Below are 21,714 nucleotides of genomic sequence, written 5' to 3'. Positions count from 1 at the left end.
AGCAAGGTCATGCCTCTAACATGAGTCATCCCGAATTTTGATTATCATCAAAATCCGTGCTGACCAACNNGTTAAAAACGAAACCCCATGATTTCACTAATCGAAATCACGGGGTTTCGTACAAAAAGTCAGATAAAACATTCTTTTCAGATGTTTAATGACCCTTTCTAAATTAAAGTCAGGCTGGATTTTGGCTGAGGCCAAAATTCGGAATGACTCATCTTTTCAATTATACAATTACTTCATTCCGTCGTAAACGTCCATTACGGCTTTTACGTGCTTTGAAGAAGTATTCATCAATTCCTGCTCGTCTTCGTTAAGATCAATTTCCAGGAGTTGCTCGATACCGTTGGCACCCAATTTCACAGGTACGCCTAGGTAAACCTCTTTTTGATCGTACTCGCCATTGAGCAAAGTACAACAAGGGAAAATACGCTTTTCGTCACGTACAATAGCTTCTACCATTTGAGCTGCTGCTGCGCCTGGTGCATACCAAGCGGAAGTACCCATTAACTTAACGAGTTCGCCGCCACCTTTCTTGGTCCGCTCAACAATAGCATCGAGGCTTTCCGCATCGATCAACTCCGTTACAGGAATACCTGCAACAGTAGTATAACGAGGTAATGGCACCATGGTATCACCGTGGCCACCCAATAAAAGTGCCTGAATATCTTTAGGCGAAACGTCTAGTGCCGTAGAGAGAAACGCACGGTAACGTGCAGTATCCAAAATACCAGCCATTCCAAAAACCCGACTGCGATCCAAACCAGAAGCAGTATGAGCTGCGTAGGTCATCACATCCAATGGATTAGAAACGATGATGATAATAGGATTAGGAGAGTATTCCATGATCGACTTGGTCACACTCTGTACAATCTTAGCATTGGTAGCAATAAGATCGTCACGGCTCATCCCCGGCTTACGAGGGATACCCGCAGTAATAACTACGATATCAGAATTAGCAGTATCAGCATAATCATCTGTACCCATTAGGCGGGTACTGTAATAATCAATAGGAGCTTGCTGCCAGGTATCAAGGGCTTTTCCTCTTGCGGTATCGCCAACAATATCCAGGAGAACTACTTCTTTTACAAGATCCTTGTGGGCTAGAACGTTTGCGCAGGTAGCTCCAACATTACCGGCACCAACTACGGTTACTTTACTCATGTTTCACTTATTGGTTTTTTCGGCTTTACTATTTTTTTCTAAAAAGAGCCGATTGTTTGTTGTTTGCGCGGCAAACATAGCGATTTTTTTGCGCTTTGTTCAGTCAAAGACCAAACATTTGGCGTTACCTTGAAGAGAGTCTGCTGGATATTTTCCTATTTTTGCACTCTATTTAGATAAAAAAATATTTACCATATGCGTCTACTTATTATTTTTGTAAGCTTCCTCTTTCTAGGTAGCTCCAGCCTCGCTGCTCAGCAGTTGTGTGGCACCCACCCAAACAGCGAGGGTTTTGACCTTCAGACGAGTCGCCTACTCAACAACTTGAGGGCTGTTAAGGACGGTGTTCCTACGCCACGAGATGTATCCTTTGTACCCATTCGCTTTCATGTTGGTGCTAAAAATGATGGCAGCGGACGCATCAGTGTAAGCAAAGTCTTGGATCAACTATGCGAACTAAACGAAGATTTCGCTCCCTATGACATTCAGTTCTTCCTAGCAGGTGGCAATATCAATTTCATCAACAACACCACCTTCTACGAAAACCATAGCGCCACACAGAACAGTGTTATGGCCATTCAGAAGGATTCCCGCGCACTGAATGTTTTTATCGTTGAAAGCGCCAATACCGGTAATAACCCAGGCGACGGGGTAACATTGGCTTACTACAATATTCCTCGTGACTGGATTGTAATCACAAAAACGTATATCCGTGACAATGATGCAACATTGTCTCATGAAATCGGCCACTTCTTCTCTCTTGAGCACACCTTTAACGGTTGGGAATGTGGTGCCTATAACACCGAAAATGTTCCTGCGCCTACAAGCCCATCATGCAACTCCCCTGCCACTGAGCGGGCCAATGGCTCAAATTGTGAGACTTCCGGAGATTATATTTGCGACACTCCTGCCGACTACAACAACGGCCTCGGCTGGAGCGGATGTGATTTCACCGGCAATGTACTAGATCCTCAAGGTAATGCCATTGATCCTGATGAGCGTAACTACATGAGTTATTTCCTGAGCTGCCCAGATGATGAGTACTTCTTCTCTGACCAGCAGAACGCAGCTGTTCAGCAAGATTTGAATTCTTTCTCCAGGAATTACCTACGCCTTGACCCTGTACCTACGGTACCTGTGATTACGGAAACAACAACGCTTAACTATCCTGTTGAAGGAGAAACTACCGACGCCTTCAATTACGTCAACTTTCAATGGGATGCAGTGCCTGGTGCAACAGCCTACTTTCTGGAAATCGACCGTACGGCAACTTTCTCTATTAGCCCTATTCGCTTAATCGTTTACGGCAATAGCAAAGTAATTACGGAATTGACTGCAGATCGTAACTATTACTGGCGCGTACGTCCTTTCAACGCCATGTCTGGATGTGCACCAACCAGTGACCTTACCTCTTTCAGAACAGGTATCGGTGAGACCAGCACAGAGACACTAGATTTTGTCGAAGCATTCACCGTTTCTCCAAACCCTGTATTCGGACAAAGTGAACTCCAAATCCGACTCAGCAGCGAAGAAGCGTTCAATGGCCAAATCGAAGTATTAGATATTACTGGTCGGCCTACTGGTGTTCAGCGTCAATATGATTTCACAACTGGTGACCAGCAATTGAACCTTAATATTGATCGTCTTACCAGTGGTATTTATCTCTTACAGATTACCACTAATGAAGGAAGATTAACCCAAAAAGTAGTGGTTGCCAATTAAAGTCAGCTAGCTTGCAAAAACTGCCCTCTTTCAAAACCACGGAAGAGGGCAGTCTGTTTCCAGCCCAAATCAACGCTCAATTATATGCAGTTTATCTACAAAGCATTCTATTCTTTTTTATTGATTAGCCTACTCTTACCACTAGGCAGTAATGCGCAAGAACTAGCCCCCTGTGGCTCCAATATCGGTGTAAGTCCCTGGTTACGAGATTTTCAAAACCGGATCAACAGCTCCTCTCGTACCGATGATGTAATCTATCTACCCCTTCAGGTTCATCTAGTCGGTAACGATTTAGAAAACGGGCATATGTCAACAAAAGCTGTCTTTCAGGCCTTTTGTACCCTTAATGAAGATTTTATCCAGGCAGACATCCAATTTTTTCTAGCCAACCCCATTAACTATATCAATAATTCAGCCTATTACGAACATGAATATGACGCTGGTTATGATATGATGGCTGAAAACAACTACCCCAATGCTATTAATTGCTATATCGTAAACGACCCTGCCGGCAATTGTGGCTACTTCTTCCCCGGTGTAGACGGTATCGCCTTGTCTAAAAGTTGCACTGGTCCTCTTGACCATACATGGGCACACGAAGTAGGTCATTTCCTTTCTCTTCCCCACCCCTTTTATGGCTGGGAAGGTGAAAACCACAACTATAGTTTGCCCGCCCCCACACAATGGGATGGCTGGGAAGTAGAGAAATTAGACGGTAGTAATTGCACCACATCCGGCGATGGTTTTTGTGATACTCCTCCTGATTACCTTAACTATCGCTGGAACTGTAATGGCAATGGCGTCTCAAGTACTGTTCAGACAGACCCTAACGGGGAAACTTTTGTTTCAGACGGGACACTTTTCATGTCATATTCCAACCCTTCATGCAAAAGCACCTTCTCCGACGATCAAATCGCTGCGATGAGGGCTAATGTAGAGGAAGTACGTACAAATCTATTAACTATTCCTCCGGTTGCTGAAGATATAATCATTGCTGATCAAGAGAATATTAATCTTATCACACCTGCCGCCGATGAATTGGCAGAAGGTGACCCTGTTACCTTAACATGGGACCCTGTACCCGGTGCCACACACTACATCGTACAAGTAAACCCCTTTAATATTTTCAGTATTATTTTCGAAGAGCAAGTCGTGATGGGGACAAGTATTCAAGTAAGTGGCTTACAACCCAATCGTACTCACTACATACGAGTCAAGCCATTCAATGTTTACAATACCTGTAGTGATTTTACGTCTTCTTCCAGTTTTGACACAGGTATCACCACTGCTACCAATGAGTTGCTCCCTGGAGAATCACTGGTCATTGCTCCAAACCCTGTATCAGCTGGCCCAGTTACCATCAGTCTAAAGACAGTCACTAGCGGACAAGCTAATTGGCAACTTATCGACAGCCGAGGAACCCTACAGCAACGTGGCAACTTTCATACCAATACAGGAATGCAAAAACAAGTATTGGATATCACTGACTTACCAGCAGGCCTGTATTTTATCCAATTACAATTAGAAGATCGTCAGACTGTTCGTAAGCTAATCGTTCACTAAATTCCCCAACAAGTTATAAAACAGGGGGCAGAACAACCATTGTCGTTCTGCCCCCTGAATTTAGGGGATGGTTTAACAACACCATCATCCAACCTTTATAGCATTTTGATGCTCCTGCCTACAAGCCAAAAGCAGCTTTAACCTGATCAACATAATCTAGTTTTTCCCAGGTAAAGGTCTCTACTTCTATATTTTTCACTTCGCCGGAACCACTGACCATACGAACCGTTTTGATTTCGGAATCACGGCCCATGTGACCATAAGCGGCGGTTTCACTGTAAATAGGTGTACGCAGTTTTAGGCGATTTTCGATAGCATAAGGACGCATATCAAAAATTGCGTTAACCTTGTTAGCAATCTCGCTGTCACTCATCCCTACCTTAGCAGTCCCATAGGTATTGACATAGATATTGGTAGGTTTAGCAACGCCAATCGCATAAGAAACCTGTACCAGGATTTCATCACAAACGCCAGCAGCTACCATGTTTTTGGCAATATGACGAGTAGCATAGGCCGCAGAGCGATCCACCTTCGAAGGGTCTTTTCCTGAGAATGCACCACCTCCATGTGCCCCCTTACCGCCGTAAGTGTCAACGATGATTTTACGTCCCGTCAAACCAGTATCCCCATGAGGACCACCGATCACAAACTTTCCTGTAGGATTAACGTGATAAGTTATTTCATCCGTAAAGAGGGCTTGTAATGCAGGCTTCAACTGCGCTTTAACTCTAGGAACAACGATATTGATGACATCCTCCCGGATTTTCGCCAACATCTTTTCGTCTTCACCGAAAGGATCATGCTGGGTAGAAACCACAATCGAGTCGATACGCTGAGGCTGGTGGTCATCGCTGTACTCTATGGTCACCTGCGACTTACTATCGGGGCGTAAATAGGTCATTTCTGAACCTCCTTTACGGATAGCCGCCAGTTCCTGCAAAATCTTGTGAGAAAGATCCAATGCCAATGGCATATAGTTCTCTGTTTCGTTGGTGGCGTAACCAAACATCATACCCTGGTCACCGGCCCCCTGGTCTTCAGGGTTTTGGCGTTCTACGCCCTGGTTGATATCGGGTGACTGCTCGTGAATAGCTGATAGTACACCACAACTGTTGGCCTCAAACATATACTCCGACTTGGTGTAGCCGATGCGTTGAATGACGTCGCGAGCAATCTGCTGCACATCTAGGTAAACATTGGATTTAACTTCACCAGCAAGCACAACCTGTCCGGTGGTTACCAATGTTTCACAAGCCACTTTAGATTGTGGATCAAAAGCAATAAAGTGATCGACTAAAGCATCGGAAATCTGATCTGCAACTTTATCGGGATGTCCTTCGGAAACAGATTCTGAAGTAAAGAGGTAAGGCATATTCTGATATTTTCTTTCGCTTACAATGGTCCGGAGAGGATATCCTTGTTCCGGGCGCCGCAAAAATATAAATTATTTACGGACAATAACAGTTAAGGACCAGCTATGTTCTATCATAAAAAAAGAAGCTTATTAATTCCTAATATTTAGGAAAAAAGTTATATTTGCTAACCTTATTTTTACAGCCACATACTTTATCAAAGTTTTAGCTTTAGCTTTTACTTCCCTTATCAAGAAGTAGTACCCTTCCTAATCACTTAGGGTTTTAGTGGTATACAACATTATCCAATCGTCTAATCCACTGTCAGCCAGGCTGATGCAGTATTGTTATTACTGGTATTTTGCGGTACCTTTTCAATACTGGCGTTTTGAATTATTGCACTGAGACGACTTCAAAAGGACGATTTATGATTAAACTACACAACGCCCCTCGCTTGGCTGGTTGCCAATGCATCCTTTTTTCTATCCCATTACCTCATCGAGACAAGAACTCCTTGTCAGCCTTTTTATTCCTGGCCCTAAGTCTATTAAGTTATTTCCAAGCCAATGCTCAAATTGGATGTATTGGGGATATAAACCTTACCCTTGACGAGAATTGCGGCGCGCTGGTCTCTCCGGAAATGATCCTGACAGGTGATTATTCAGCAGCAGACCTTATTGAAATCACCATTGACGGCGAAGCAACCGACTATCTTACGGGTTGCGGTACACACACTTATAATGTGGATACCTACCTTAATGATGAATTACTCTTTAGTTGCTGGGGCGAAATCCTGGCCGAAGACAAGACACCACCAGTACTTACCTGCCCAGAAGGAACCGGCGAAGCAGTACTTCTTAATGATATGCAAGTCTTTCGAGGTGAATTGTTTACCGATTCTCCTTCTTTCAGCCCCGCTTCACAAAGTTGCTACCAAGAAATAGAACCGCCCCTACTCTCTGGCAGTCGCTATTACAACGTCCATACTTTTACCATTACTTCATCAGATATCTACACCTTTATTGGTGCAGCAGAATATGATGGCCTCATTGGCCTTTACCAAGGTGACTTCACTCCTGAAAATCCTTGTCAAAATTTAATTGCTCAATCCGACAACACTTTTAATGGAAGTGTAGATAGTTTCGATCCTATTGTACCCAACATCAATCCTTCTTTTCGATTAAGTCTCAACCTCCAAATCAACCGGACTTATACCCTTGTTTGGACCAGCCGAGAACCAATAGAAACTGGAGGCTATGGTATTGCCATTTTTGCCGACAACAATGGAAGGGTGACTAACCTTAGTAAATCACAAGTACAGCTAGCTGCTGAACTAATTTGCCTTGATGTTGAAGATGTTGTTCTTACGAACACCTATGTTTATAGTCTCTATGCCGATGGAAGCCTAATCTTGGACTACGACGACCCTTACCGCATCCCGCAGGCCATCCGCAACAAACTAGATTTCACCGGATTCCCAGAAGTAACAGACAACTGTGGTGACATGCTCGTCACCGTTTACGATGACCTGGAAGAAGACGGAGATTGCGGAGACTGGACAATCACCAGACACTTCAGTATTGCAGATCGGTACAACTCCAACTGCGAAGACCCCGCACTGGTAGTTGAATGTACCCAAATCATTACTGTTCGCAAGCCTACCTTAAACGACATTGCACTTCCTCCCTTTACATCAATCATGGAATGCGACGAAGGTTTCCCAACCGATGGCGACCAAGGAGGACCAGATGACAACCCCTCCCCGGAATATGCAGGTTTTCCTTATTTAAGCACCGGAATTAATTTTTACAACCTTGACCAGAGTGTGTGTAATATCGGTGCTTCCTATTCTGATGAGCCGCGTATCGTTACCTGCCCTGGCACCTACCATTTCCGCAGAGAATGGACCATTGTTGACTGGTGTGATCCAGGTAGTACCATTATTTACAATCAAATCATATCCGTTGGCGACTATACAGGCCCTGTTATTGCTTACAACATCCCCGATTATGATCACGATGGCGAACCGGATGAATATTACCAATTCTCCACTTCGCCAGCGAGTTGCTTCGCTAATATTGTTGTTCCTACTCCCATTGTGAGTGATGGAAATGGCTGCTCAGGTATCCAGAGTATTCAGGCTCAGATAAATGATGCAGAAGGCAACTACATTTGGAGTGGCACAACCAGTACACTTGTACAACTGCAAATCGGTGATTATGACCTTCTTTACTGTGCAACAGATGAATGTGGTAACGAAAACTGCTCGGAGGTTATCCTTGAAGTAAGAGACCGCATTGCTCCTACTGCTGCCTGTACAAATGCAATAATTGTTTCTCTCGGTGGAGGGGATATTAATAACGGAGAATACGGCCATGCCAGCCTCAGCGCAGAAGACTTAAACGAAGGCTCCTCAGATCATTGCAGCGACATTAGCCTAGCTATTCGCAGAGACGAAGACACCGCTTGGACGGACACCGTAGATTTTTCGTGTGAAGACATTGGTCAAACAATCAAAATCCACTTACTGGTAACCGATACTGCTCAGAATACCAACACTTGCTGGCTGGAGGTCATCCCTGAAGACAAATTAAACCCGCATTGCACTGGCCCTCAAGATGTTTCACTGAGTTGTGTAGAACTGCCACTGAGCTTCCCTGGAGATATCGGCATCGCCTATCTTAGTGATTTTGCAGCAACTTCTACCATGATGACAAGTATTTTTGGCGGTGCTAGTGGCAACGACAATTGCGCTGTAGATACCATCGTGGAAAGAACGCCAAACATCAGTATCAATGAATGCGGATGGGGTACGATTACACGTCGTTTTGAAGCTTGGCAATTACGCCCCCAAGGAGACGCAAACGATAACGGAGTCATTGACATTTCGGAAGTTTTCCGCTCGACCAATAGCTGTCAGCAGGTCATTACCATTACCGAGGTTCACCAATTTACTATTGACTTCCCTGAAGATGCCGCTGCAGATTGTGGCGACCCCATTGTTCCTACTATTATTACAGAAGCACTGGGCTGCGATGTACTTTCGGTCAATATTAGCGAACCTGTGGTGTTTGCTGCAACCGGCGACGAGTGCTACAAATATTCGCTGACCTACGACGTTATTAACTGGTGCTTGTGGGATGGCGAATACGATGGCTACACCCTCGACCGAATGACAGAAGATGATGGCGAAGCCCTCCCCCAGGATCGTGCTGTAGAAGGCAATGAACGTCCTGTTATTCGCTACAATAACGTAACCGGGCTGGTTATTGACCGTAAACACAATGACCGTGACGGAGACTCTCAATTGAGCAACGCCTCGCCTACGCTAACGAATTATGGGCGGTATATTTATACCCAATTCATAAAAGTATATGATACAGCTGCACCTGTTGTGTCTGTAGGCTACTTTGGCGGCCCAACAGATGCCTCTCCCGATTTGGCAGTTGGCCAATTCGCAGACGTTTTTGGTAACTGTACGGCCCCTGTAAGCATTCCGTTCTCTGTTACCGATGAATGCGAATTATTTGACGGTGACGGCAACTTGGTGATCAGTTTAGTGGATGCATCTATAGACGCATTTGCGGTGGACACCAATAATGATGGCATCATCCAGTCTACAGAATTCGTAGCAGACGAAACCGCATTGCCATTAATAACGGACAACGAGGATGGTACTTTTGATTTCAATGGTGAGTTCCCGATCATCCCGGCATCCATGGGTGCGAACGTATTTCATGCCTTACGGGTACTTTTTGAAGATGGTTGTGGTAACCAAACCAGTCAAACCATTCTCTTTGATGTGATTGACAAAAAAGGTCCAGCTCCCATTTGTATCAACGGGTTGACCGTAACGCTGATGCCACAAGTTGACGGAGGTTGTGCCATGAGTATTTGGGCGTCAGATTTCGCCAATTCTCCAATTTACGACTGCACAGGCCAAGGGCCTTTAGAAGATGATGGCTTACGCGAAGTAAACAGCTATGCTATTTATCGGGCCAGTACCGTTCAGGCAGACCCTGAATTTGTGCCTAACCCTGCTGACAATGGTTTGGTACTTACCCAAAATGATGAGACAACTACGGTTGTCTATGTTTATGCTTTTGACCAAGAGGGCAACTACGACTATTGCGAAACCTACATTGAGGTGCAAGAGCATAGCGACTGCGGAGCTGTAACCGGCACCATTTCTGGCTTAATAGCTACCGAAAACGCAGAAGGTATTGAAGGCGTAGAGGTCAACATAAGTGGTAATTACTCACAAGCCACCGTTACTACATCTGCTGGAATGTATAGCTTCACCAACCTGGAAACAGATATTGATGTATCAGTGATTCCTTACTTGAATGCTAACCCATCCAATGGTGTAACTACTTTTGACTTGGTGCTCATTAGCAAGCATATCCTGGGAATACGGATCCTCGATAGCCCTTACAAAATGATTGCAGCTGATGTCAACAAATCGGAAAGTATCTCTACATTGGACTTGATTCAAATCCGCAAACTGGTACTACAGATCAACACCGAATTTCCCAATAATACAAGCTGGCGTTTCATTCCTAGCGACTATTCTTTCCCGGAAGCCAACAACCCTTGGCTGGAGTTTTTCCCTGAGGTCGCTAGCCACAATAACATTGGAGAAGAAGTATTGGCCAATTTTGTTGGTGTAAAAGTTGGAGATGTCAATCAAAGTGTGCTTGCCAATGCCCATGCTCAACAAGATCGTTCCCTGGACGGCAAGGTCGATTTCTCTCTAACGGATCAGGTTTTACTTGCCGGTGAGGAATACCCTGTCATTTTCAGGAATGATGGCAATCTGCCTTTGGATGGATGGCAAATGGCGTTATCACTAGATGGCGTAACAATCGTGGACATCGCCTATAACCTGGCTCAAGAAGAAAACTTCAACTACGCTCCTACCGAGGATAACTTACTGTTGGCCTCTTGGCATCAGACTGGTCTGGCATCTATGGACCAGAACGGTGAACAAGTTTTCTTTACGCTGATTCTGAAAGCAGAAGAAGACATTAGGCTGAGCGATGCCCTTGGTATCCGTGAATCGAGGAGCCTTAACCCAGAAGCTTATCGCCAGGAGGAACTCCTAAGTTTAGGCTTGAGCTTTACTAATCAAGCTTCTCTCCCACTTTCGTTAGAACAGAACACGCCCAACCCATTTCGGACATCGAGCCAGATCAAGTTTGCGCTTGCGCAAGAAGAAGAGATCACCTTTAGTGTACAAAACCTACAAGGGCAGATCATCTACCAGTTCAATGGTAAATATGCTGCTGGCGAACACCTGGTAACGCTGAATCGTCAGCTACTCGGAAATGCACAAGGCGTACTCAGTTACACCCTGTCCACAGCAGATGTATCGTTGACCAAAAAGATGGTGCTGCTTCCTTAGTGACGGTAAATCAAGAAGTATTGGATTTTGCGAACTAGCGTTCTTGGGCTCCCTCTGTTGCCTGAGAGCGCTTTTTTATCCCTCGTAGTGCGAGGGCCAGCGGCCCAAGCTCGGGGCACGGAGTGACCAAGGACAAGCGATGGTAGCGGTAGCGAACAGCGTGGTGCCGAGGAACGATGGCATGGCCCATAGTTGACTAAGAAATTGTAACTTTGCAGGAAGATCATTTTACAGCCCAAGCAAAAGCTTCCTCTTATGCAAAAACACCTCCTCTTCGCTAGTACTATCCTGGTATTTATACTTTTTCATTCACAACTTAGTGCTCAGGATTTCCCTGCTTATTCTCCTATACTCACCGAAATAGGCACCCTCGAAAGTGCACGTGACCCCAAGTGCCATGCTACTGCTTCTCGCTTAGAAGACTTCCTGTACGGCACTCCGCTTACTTTCGAAGCGCGTACAGCGCGAATCAATTTTCAGCAAGCGCTGGTTCAGCATATATGGATGGCTTACACCAAAGCAAAAGAAGCAAACCCTGCGGGAGAAGAATTGAGCCTTTTCAAAACAGTGGCGGCTCAACAGTTGGCTTTTCAGGAAGATGAGAAAGGCGTTGAATTGTTCCTACCAGGGGGGCAAAAGGTGCAAATTACAGCGCGTGATTACCGACAATACAGCTCTGTCGCTTATGCTTATCGTGCTATTCTGGCAGTGCAACAATCCTGTATGATGGCTGATCAAAACTTAGCCCCATTAGAAGGGAAAACGTTAGAATATTTCAAAAAGACGATAGACATTGCGGTCCTCGCTTTATTACAGGAAGCCGACCAGCTCGCTCGGCGTGCGAATAGCCAACAGATTACCGAACAGCATATCGTACAGGCGGCTACCATTTGGTCACTACCAGTAACAGAAGTAAGCCCTTCGGTAACCAATACGAGTGTTAAGCCTACAGATTTGATCTATCCTTTAATTACCCAAAAGCTAGCAGCTTACCAAGCTTATAATCAGATCAGCCAGGCGGTTTTTTTACGGAATATCCAGGTCTATTTTTCTAAAGTTCTTTGGCCTGCGAGTAGCGAAGAATCCGGACAATTGAAAAACCACTACACAGAACTCATGGCTGCCTTTAGCAGCGAAGTATTGCTACATGCCCAGTCGCTGGCTCAGCAAGCCGGGAGTAATAGTATTCGTTATGAGCACGTTTACACAGCTGTGCAGGATTACCTCCCCCATAGCGTGAATGCTTTTGAGGATGTCGACTATTTTCCCCGTTTAGCTCCTCAGGATAACCTTGTCATTCAAGCTTATGACCTCGATGCCTTTCGCGATAGCGGCCTGCATTGGCAATACCTGAAATTTGCTTTGGATGACCAAGGCCAAGCATTGCTACTTCGTCCAGATCCGTTTGCGCTAGAAATGCTGGTAGAAGGTGTCGCACAATTTGCGGTACTCCTCTTCCGTATTGCTGGCACAAAAGCCAAAGCACTAGACGACCCAAGGCTCAACATTGACCATATTAACTTAGCATTGCGCGATTTCCAAGGACGCCTGGAGCGCTATAGTCAACTCCCTCCTCCCTCTACAGAAGAGGTGAGTTTATCCTCGGCAGCAGTATCACCAAAGCGGCAAGAAGGTCGCTTGTTTCAGGATCGTAGCCAAGACTTGGGCATCAATTTTGAACACCGTAACTCCGACTGGTTGAGTCGCTTGATCCGTGGCTACGTAGCCAAAGAAGAAGGAAACGAAACGGTCGTTCGGCTCTCTATTCCTCCTGCTTTCGGTGGTGGTGGTGTGGCCGCAGAAGACATTGATGGCGACGGTTGGATAGACGTACTCCTGCTTGGAGGCAAAGGCTGCGAACTCTACCAAAACCAGCAGGGCCAAGGATTTGTCTCGAAAACCAAACAAGCCGGTATTAACTGGCAGCGCGCAGATGGCACCTATCCGGAAGCCCGACAACCACTCGTAGCCGATTTTGACAACGATGGTGATCAGGATATCATCCTTATTTATGCCAACGATGATCATCGCGTCTTCGAAAATCTTGGAAACTGGCGTTTCCGAGACCAAACCAAGCCAGCCCAGCTTGGCGGAGCAGGCTTGGTGGGTGGCCCCACTACCGTTATTGACTATGACCGTGATGGTCTGCTTGATATTTATATCGGCTATTTTGGCAACTACCTAGAAGGAGAACTGCCAACGCTCAGACGCCACAATACAAATGGTAGCCCTAATAAGCTATTCCGCAATTTGGGGGACTTTCGCTTTCAGGATGTTTCCGCTGGTTCTGGTGTAGAAAACACCGGCTGGACCCAAGCAGCTGGCCATACTGACCTTAATGGCGATGGGTGGCAAGACCTCATTGCCGGCAATGACTTTGGCACCAATAGTTATTACCTCAATAACCAAGACGGAACCTTTACGGATGTAAGCGCAGAAATAGGTACTGATAAACCCAGCTACACCATGAACGTTGGTATCGGGGACATTAATGGGGACCTTAGCCCCGACTTCTACATTTCCAATATCGTGGTGATGGAAAAAGACGATAAATACGTACTGCCCAATGAAGACACCCAGGCCCACTTTGATCCAAAATCACTGGCCAGCATGCGGGTCATAGAAGCCAACGACTTATTTGTTTCTCAGGCTCGCCAAGCGGGCAGTAGCCCGATTTTCCAACAATCCACTAAAGTAGGAAGAGGATACAACTCCACCGGTTGGTCCTGGGATGCTGACTTTTTTGATTTCGACAATGATACAGACCTGGATCTTTATTGTCTTACGGGAATGAACCAATACAGTGTATACAGCGACGAAAATCCCTACTATACTTCACCAGATGGAGAGGTAATTGACATTACGCTGGCTCAAAGTTTGGCCGAGAAGAACATCCTTTTCGAAAATAGTGACGGCCAGTTAAATGTTGTAGAGAGTGATAGTGGACTCGACTACAAAGGTACCTCTAGAAGTGCTGCTTATTTTGATTATGACCAAGACGGAGATTTGGACATCATTGTGAATGAATTCCAGGCAGGTGCCCGTTTATTTGAAAACACGGCCAGCACAGATGACTTTAATTGGCTAAAAGTTAAACTCGCCGGCAATCCCAATAAAAGCAATCGCGACGCTATCGGTGCTCAACTCATCGTAGTACTGCCCGACGGACGGCAATTGTGGCGGGAAGTTCATAGTACCGATGGCTACTTATCTGTCCACCCCAAAATGATGCATTTTGGAGTGGGACAAGCAGATCAAGTGGATTTAAAAATCATCTGGCCAGACGGAACTCAAGAAGAGCACAAAAACCTAACTATCAACAAAATACACAGGTTTAATCAAAATTAGTACTGTATTTCTCATATTGCACATAAAATATTATTACTTTTACAATGCTTATTCCCCCCTACTACTTAATTACAACCGTTTCCTTATTCAAAATTTCCGCTGTGTAAACCTGATGGTATATGCAGTTATCATTGATTATAATCAATTTCATCATTTATACATTCATACCCATATGAAGACAACTATCAACTTGCGACTCTTAGGAGTACTCGCATGCTGCCTGATTGGACAGATGGTGTACGCTCAGTCGACCACTAAGTCGAACATAGACGTACAAGAAACTCAAGTGACTATCGTGGTCAATCAAGAGAATGCTCAAGCTTATCAAGTCGATATCTCTGGGCCCAACAGCTACCGAACAACTTACATGGCAGACGACATTCAAGAATTAACCATTAGCCCCGTAAAGGCTGACGGAACTTCATTTGCGGACGGAACCTACAAGGTAGCGGTGACGCCTACCTTTAGCTTGACGGAGCAACAGCAAGAAGACCTTCTTGAGTTCCGCCAAAAAGGTGACCAGGAAGCTATTGAGCGCTATGTGGTAGCCAATGGCCTACCTCAGGCACTGGAAATCCAGAACTACAACTTCGGCATCCTCAACGGTAAGTTCGTTTCCCCAAACAAGCACGAAGGTGATATGCCACCTCCGACGATGATGGGTCAGCAAACGGAATTCTTTGCGTCAGAAGCTATTTATGCTTCTTTGAACTATTTCGAAATCGAAGCGCTTCCTCAAACGATGGATATGTCCATGGCGGAAGATATGCAAGTCTTCGTCACCGACGTGATTGTCCAAGGAAGCCTTTGTGTAGGTATTGATTGTTCCTCTTCCGAATCTTTCGGTTTTGACACTCAACGCTTAAAAGAGAACAACCTGCGTCTTCACTTTGATGATACGAGTAATTCCGCTTCTTTCCCAAGTAATGACTGGCGTTTGGTAGCGAATGAAACCAGCAACGGTGGTGCAAACCTCTTTGCGATTGAAGATGCTACCGCAGGCCGTCGTCCTTTCGTGGTTGAAGCAGGCGCACCAGCTAATACACTTTACGCAGAGGCTGATGGAGATGTAGGTATCAAGACAGCTAACCCTGTTGTAGACCTTCACATGGTAGAGGGAAATACGCCTACGGTACGACTAGAACAGGATGGTAGCGATGGTTTCTCCTCCCAAACCTGGGATCTAGCTGGTAACGAAACGAACTTCTTTGTACGTGACGTGACCAATTCTTCGACCCTTTCTTTCCGCATCTTTCCCGGAGCTGATAATGATGACCAACTTGTTATTCGTAATAGTCGCGTAGGTGTCGGTACGGATAACCCTACTGCTGAATTACACGTAAAGCAAGGCAATCTCTTCCTAGAAGACGGTAACCTTCAGGTACAAGGTAATACGACTTCAAAAGGTACGAATACTCGCTTCTTTGTCGACAATGCTTTTAATGTATTGAACAATGCAAACAACAATACCATCTTACACGTGAATGGTGCTACCGAACGAGTAGGTATTGGAATTGTCAGTCCTGATCACCTTTTACAATTGGGAGTAGATGATGCGGTAAAGCCTAACGGTGGTACCTGGGCTGCTCCTTCTGATCGTCGCCTTAAAACCAACATTCGTGATTTCGAAGATGGTTTAGCAAAAGTAATGGCCATCCGTCCTGTACGTTACAACTACAACGGTAAGATGAACATGCCTACCGAGCCGGAATTCATTGGTTTGATCGCACAAGAAATCCAGGAAGTTGCTCCTTACACCGTAAAGGTGACAGAAGGTAGTGAAGAAGGCTATCTCTTTGTTGACGGTACACCTCTTACTTATATCTTGATCAATGCTGTACAGGATCAACAAGCAATCATTGATAACCAGGACGAGCGTATCAACGAGCTAGAAGCTCAATTGAGTGAAGTAGCTCAGCTGCGTCAGGAAGTTGCCGAATTGGCTAAAGTACTGAAGGCGCAAGTCACTGAGCAGAATGCCGATACGCAAAGTCAGAACGTTTCTGAAAAGCGCTAGGCTATCTTATTTCAAAAATCAAACGCAAATAATAAAATGAAGAATATAAAATTATTGTTGCTTCTGGTTGCTAGCTGCTCGCTTCAGCTAACTTGGGCACAAAACACAGAGCTTAATAATGGTCGTGACAAAGACGTTAAGCAACCACAAGCTACTGACAAAGTTGATACGCCTGCCAGCAGTGACGTATTCAAAGGCAGTGATCAGGATATCCCTGGAAGCCTAAATCGTTCTGCAACGGAGGAAGTCACTACTGTTTTTCCAGCAGATTTTGATGAATTGAAAGAGGAACTTTACGTTTCTTCTTCACCTCGTCAGGTTGTTGAAAAACTGAATGCACTCACTGCTCAGATGGAGGTCTTAATGACTGCCAACGAAGAGCTGCGTCGCGAAAATGAAGTTATCCGCAAAAGCCTTAACAGCTGCTGCGAAGCTTCTAACTTGGATGCCAATGATGCCTACCTTTTGCAGAATGCACCCAATCCAATCGTAGACAATTCTACCATTCGCTATTACGTACCGGAAAACATGACCGACGCTCGTGTGGAGATTTCAGACCTGAAGGGCATTGTTCTTCAGACTTACGAGATCCAGGAAATGGGACTCAGCAACCTAAGGTTGGACACCCAATCACTGGCCACCGGCAACTATGTTTACAGCCTTTACGTAGACGGCAACATTGTCGACTCTCGTATCATGGTGGTAACCAAGTAATTACAATTTGAACAGAGGCGTTTTTAATTACGTCTTTGAACAAAAGAGTACAAAATAAATCAAGCCGCTTCCTAATTTAGGGAGCGGCTTTCTTATTTTTGCGCCTCCTCCCCTATTCAAACCAAACAAGTTTAAATAAAATGCAAAAACCTCAAGCCTGGTGGGATCAACTAGAAGATCAATGGAAGCTCGCCTTTAGCCAAGCTGTTTTTCATGCAAGAACAGTCTACACGCCTACTGATGCAGAAATCCTTGACCTTTGGACAATGCCTGTCTTACGTTTTGCAAGCCCTGGTTCAGAAAACCCTAACATGGGCTTTGACCTCACCAACCTGAGTGGCCTCAAAGGCTTAAAAAACCTCGAATTGCTCTTTGTTACTCATCATGAAATCACTAGTCTGGAAGAGATTTCAGCCTTGACTCAACTTAAGCAGTTGGTCGTTTATAACAACAAAATAGAAAGCCTTTCGGGGGTAGAAAAAATGCTAAATCTGGAGAAATTATTTGTTCATAAAAATCAAATTTCATCTCTTGAAAAAATAGCATTTCTAAGCCATTTACAAGAAATTTCTTGTTTTAAAAACCCATTGAAATCGCTTCAAGGATTAGATGTTCGTCATCAGCCTAAACTCCAATCCATTCTGGCTTTACCTAACGACCATCTCTCTGAAATAGAAATAAAAAGGGCTGAAAAAGCCACCGGACTAACCCTCGAAAAGGGAACTCGGCGCTAATCAATTTTCATGATCTAAACATTGAAGCTTGATAGGATAAGGTGTTCATTTAAAACATTTTAAATTCAGTCGCTTAAATAATTGTATATCCTACCATATTTGGCTAGCTTTGAGAGAATTTTTGAATGTGGGCTCTTCCTGTTCTTTTGAATAGATTCCCGCAGTTTTACTAAAGAGACCTAAAAAGGGCTTCGGCCTACACCGTTTTTTTGAGCTTAGGCCCTGTTCACCAGGCCCCTATTCGACTAACAAATTATAATCGACCATGAAACAACTTTTACAGTTTCCCACTGTGCCTCGCCGTATTGGTATTCTATGCCAAAAAATCTTCGTGCTGGGTATAGTTCTCCTCGCAAGTATCCTCTTTGTAGAGGCTCAAGTTCCTAAAGTAGCTTTTGTTGGAGGTACTCGTAGTAGTAGTCCTGACGGCTTTTCTTTCGTAGCGGGCGAAGCGATACCTGATACGGAAACTATCTATTTCACCGACGAGGAATACAAAAGTAGCTGTACTACTGGTGGCAGTAACGGACAGTTTCATTTTGATGGCACCTGTTCGGGTATTGGTGAAGCACTCCTTGCTTATACTCCTCCTGTGGGTGGACTAATGGAAGGTGAAGTAGTTTTCGTCAGTGAAACTGGTACTAACACATTCACCGTTACGGGTGCTGGAGGTTCGATAGCCCACTCTGGTGGAAACTTTGGTATTGCTGCCTCAGATGCCTTGCACGCTTTCCGTTCCAGCGTTCCTGGTAATCCTACTTCTAACGTTGATGAAATTTACTCCTCATTAGTCTTTACCAATGCGTTTGATGGAGCACTAGGATCAGGAGACGACCCTAGCGGACAGCATCCCAATGCTGTAATTATCTTTTTAAACGCGAGCGACGGAGAATACGATCCTGCCAAACGTAACCTACCTACAGATGCTAGCGATATTGAAGATGTAGCCACGAACTGGAACATTACAGCTTCTACAAATTTAGCTTTGTCAACAACGCCTTTCACTGGTGGAGTGACTTTAGGGGCTGCTGGCCCTACGGTCACCTTCACCGCTCCTGCTGATCTGTGTATCGACGCGGGCGTACAAAATAACCTTGGTGGCGGCACACCAACGGGTGGCACTTACAGTGGTCCTGGTGTATCCGATGATGGTAATGGCATGACCTACGATTTTGATCCTGCTGCGGCGGGTGTAGGAACCCATACCATCACCTATACCCTTACGGATGGTACCGGTACTGGCATGGCGACGGACGATGTAGAAGTATTCGCTTTACCTAATGTTACCTTCACTGCACCTGCTGACCTCTGTGTTAATGCTGGCGTCCAAGCTGGCCTTGGTACCGGCACCCCAACAGGCGGTGTCTACAGCGGTACAGGTGTTACCGACAATGGAAACGGTATGACGTATTCCTTTGACCCAGCTGCTGCGGGTGTAGGAACGCACACCCTTACTTATACCTTCACTGATGGAAATGGCTGTACCAACAGCGCCAGTGATGATGTAGAGGTATTAGCAATTCCTGTCATCAATAGTACGCCTGATTTTGGAGCCGTATGTGCAAACTTTTCCTCTAATGGATTTGGAAACTTTACCCCTACTGGCGGAACTTACAGCGGACCTGGTGTAACGGACGATGGTAATGGCATGACTTTTACCTTTGACGCGAGTATGGCTGCAACAGGTAACAATGATATCATGTACACTGTTACCGTGAATGGCTGTTCAGCAACCAGCATCTCCAATTTCACGGTAAATCCTCTTCCTAACGTAACCTTTACTGCTCCCGCTGACTTATGTCTTGATGCAGGTGTGCAAGCTGGTTTGGGTGGTGGTACGCCTACCGGCGGTACATATTCAGGTGCAGGTGTTACCGATGATGCCAACGGTATGACCTATTCCTTTGACCCTGCTAGCGCAGGTGTTGGCACCCATACTCTTACCTATACATTCACTGATGGTAATGGTTGTACCAATAGTGCTACCGACGACGTAGAAATATTCGCTTTACCTACCGTTACCATGACCGTTACTGGTACAGGAACCTGTATTACAGCAGGCGTTCAGACCGGTAAATCAGGTGGCACGCCAACAGGCGGTGTATATAGTGGCACCGGAGTTACGGATGACGCTAACGGTATGACTTATTCCTTTGACCCCGCTGCAGCGGGTGCGGGAATGCATACAGTTACTTACACCTTTACAGATGCGAATGGTTGTACCAATAGTGCCTCAGATGACGAAACGGTCTTCCCCGTAGGCGCTGCGGCCTTCACCGCACCAGCAGACCTGTGTATTGATGCAGGTGTGCAAGCTGGCTTGGGTGGAGGTACGCCTACAGGAGGTATATATTCAGGTGCAGGTGTTACCGATGATGGTAACGGCATGACCTATAGTTTTAATCCAGCAGTCGCTGGCGTTGGAACAACTACAATAACTTATATCGTAGGAGGTGGAGCCTGTGCAGGACTAGCTATGGATGATGTAGAAGTATTTGCCTTACCTAGTGTTTCATTCACTGCTACCGGCACTGGTACTTGTTTAGATGCTGGCATTCAACTTGCCCAGGATGGCGGATCACCTTCCGGTGGTGTATATAGTGGTGCTGGTGTTACAGATGATGCAAATGGTATGACTTACTCCTTTGATCCAGCTACTGCTGGCGTAGGTCTTCATCCTATCATGTATTCTGTTACAGACGCCAATGGTTGCTCTAATATGGCCAACCTTAATCGGGAAGTATTTGCGTTACCAAACGTGAGCTTTACTGTTACAGGTGCAGGCACAGGTTCTGGCACCTGTATTAATGCAGGTGTGTTAACTAATTTATCAGGAGGCAATCCTCCTGATGGCTCCGTTGATGGCGACATTATTATGTACAGTGGCCCCGGTGTAACGGATAATGGTAACGGCACTTTTGATTTTGATCCAGCTAGCGCAGGTGTAGGTGTCCATACACTTACCTATACCTATACCGATGGTAATAGCTGTACGAATTCTGCCGATGATACTTATGAAGTATTCCCTATTCCTGTTGTCGCCTTTACCGCACTCGCTGACATTTGCTTAAATGCCGGTGTACAAGCTGGTTTAGGTGGTGGCACGCCAATGGGTGGCGTTTACAGCGGTACAGGCGTTACCGACGATGGCAACGGTATGACTTATAGTTTTGATCCAGCAGCAGCAGGTGTTGGTACGCATACCATTACTTATGATTATACTGATCCAAATGGCTGCTCTGCAGGCATGGTGATTGATGATGATGTAGAGGTATTTGCCTTACCAACGGTAACCTTCACTGCTCTTGCTGATTTATGTCTTAATGACGGTGTTCAAGCAGGCCTTGGCGGTGGTACTCCTTTACAAGGAACCGTTGCTGGTGATTCGGGTATATACAGTGGTGCTGGCGTCACCGATGATGGTAACGGCATGACCTACAGTTTCGATCCTGCTGCGGCTGGCGTAGGAACACATACGCTTACTTATACTTATACCGATGCAAACGGTTGTATGGTAAGCGCCACTGATGACATAGAAGTTTTCGCGCTACCTACCATAACCTTCACTGCTCTTGCAGACCTATGTGTTGATGCCGGCGTACAAGCTGGTCTTGGCGGTGGTACGCCTCCACAAGGAACGGTTACAGGAGACCTGGGTGTTTATAGCGGTACTGGTGTTACCGATGACGGCAA

10 protein-coding genes are annotated in these 21,714 nt (G+C 45.5%); 8 read left to right on the top strand and 2 right to left on the bottom strand.

The window, feature by feature from the left end; all coding sequences use genetic code 11:
- Positions 1 to 237 precede the first annotated feature (237 nt).
- Positions 238 to 1,167 carry a malate dehydrogenase gene (mdh, locus tag ACRBG0_RS25215; RefSeq protein ID WP_431489606.1) on the bottom strand — a complete coding sequence of 310 codons (930 nt, stop codon included), beginning with the start codon at positions 1,165 to 1,167 and terminating at the stop codon, positions 238 to 240.
- 195 nt (positions 1,168 to 1,362) lie between these two features.
- Here mdh and ACRBG0_RS25210 point away from each other — a divergent pair, with 195 nt between their 5' ends.
- Positions 1,363 to 2,889, top strand: coding sequence for a zinc-dependent metalloprotease (locus tag ACRBG0_RS25210; protein WP_431489605.1), 1,527 nt, complete (start codon positions 1,363 to 1,365; stop codon positions 2,887 to 2,889).
- 84 nt (positions 2,890 to 2,973) lie between these two features.
- A complete protein-coding gene (locus tag ACRBG0_RS25205; RefSeq protein ID WP_431489604.1) occupies positions 2,974 to 4,452 on the top strand; it encodes a T9SS type A sorting domain-containing protein in 1,479 nt (492 codons plus the stop codon).
- Between the two features lie 118 nt (positions 4,453 to 4,570).
- Here ACRBG0_RS25205 and metK read toward each other — a convergent pair whose 3' ends face one another.
- A complete protein-coding gene (gene metK, locus ACRBG0_RS25200) occupies positions 4,571 to 5,824 on the bottom strand; it encodes a methionine adenosyltransferase (RefSeq protein WP_431489603.1) in 1,254 nt (417 codons plus the stop codon).
- Positions 5,825 to 6,231: 407 nt separating this feature from the next.
- Here metK and ACRBG0_RS25195 point away from each other — a divergent pair, with 407 nt between their 5' ends.
- The 6 genes from ACRBG0_RS25195 to ACRBG0_RS25170 form a co-directional block, all read left to right on the top strand.
- Positions 6,232 to 11,208 carry a T9SS type A sorting domain-containing protein gene (locus ACRBG0_RS25195; protein ID WP_431489602.1) on the top strand — a complete coding sequence of 1,659 codons (4,977 nt, stop codon included), beginning with the start codon at positions 6,232 to 6,234 and terminating at the stop codon, positions 11,206 to 11,208.
- Between the two features lie 255 nt (positions 11,209 to 11,463).
- Positions 11,464 to 14,556 carry a CRTAC1 family protein gene (locus ACRBG0_RS25190; RefSeq protein WP_431489601.1) on the top strand — a complete coding sequence of 1,031 codons (3,093 nt, stop codon included), beginning with the start codon at positions 11,464 to 11,466 and terminating at the stop codon, positions 14,554 to 14,556.
- Positions 14,557 to 14,728: 172 nt separating this feature from the next.
- Positions 14,729 to 16,573, top strand: a complete 1,845-nt coding sequence (locus ACRBG0_RS25185; RefSeq protein ID WP_431489600.1) for a tail fiber domain-containing protein — start codon at positions 14,729 to 14,731, stop codon at positions 16,571 to 16,573.
- A 36-nt stretch (positions 16,574 to 16,609) separates the two neighbouring features.
- Positions 16,610 to 17,287 carry a T9SS type A sorting domain-containing protein gene (locus tag ACRBG0_RS25180; protein WP_431489599.1) on the top strand — a complete coding sequence of 226 codons (678 nt, stop codon included), beginning with the start codon at positions 16,610 to 16,612 and terminating at the stop codon, positions 17,285 to 17,287.
- 140 nt (positions 17,288 to 17,427) lie between these two features.
- Positions 17,428 to 18,021 (top strand): leucine-rich repeat domain-containing protein, encoded by a 594-nt coding sequence (locus tag ACRBG0_RS25175; protein ID WP_431489598.1) that lies wholly within the window; start codon positions 17,428 to 17,430, stop codon positions 18,019 to 18,021.
- Positions 18,022 to 18,286: 265 nt separating this feature from the next.
- Positions 18,287 to 21,714, top strand: a 3,428-nt coding sequence (locus ACRBG0_RS25170; protein ID WP_431489597.1) for a beta strand repeat-containing protein, incomplete at its 3' end; no start/stop codon positions are given.

It is taken from the genome of Lewinella sp., from assembly GCF_050633125.1.
Taxonomy (GTDB): domain Bacteria; phylum Bacteroidota; class Bacteroidia; order Chitinophagales; family Saprospiraceae; genus Lewinella.
The sequence above is the reverse complement of the archived record's forward strand: the minus strand, read 5'-3'. Positions and strand labels throughout refer to the sequence as shown.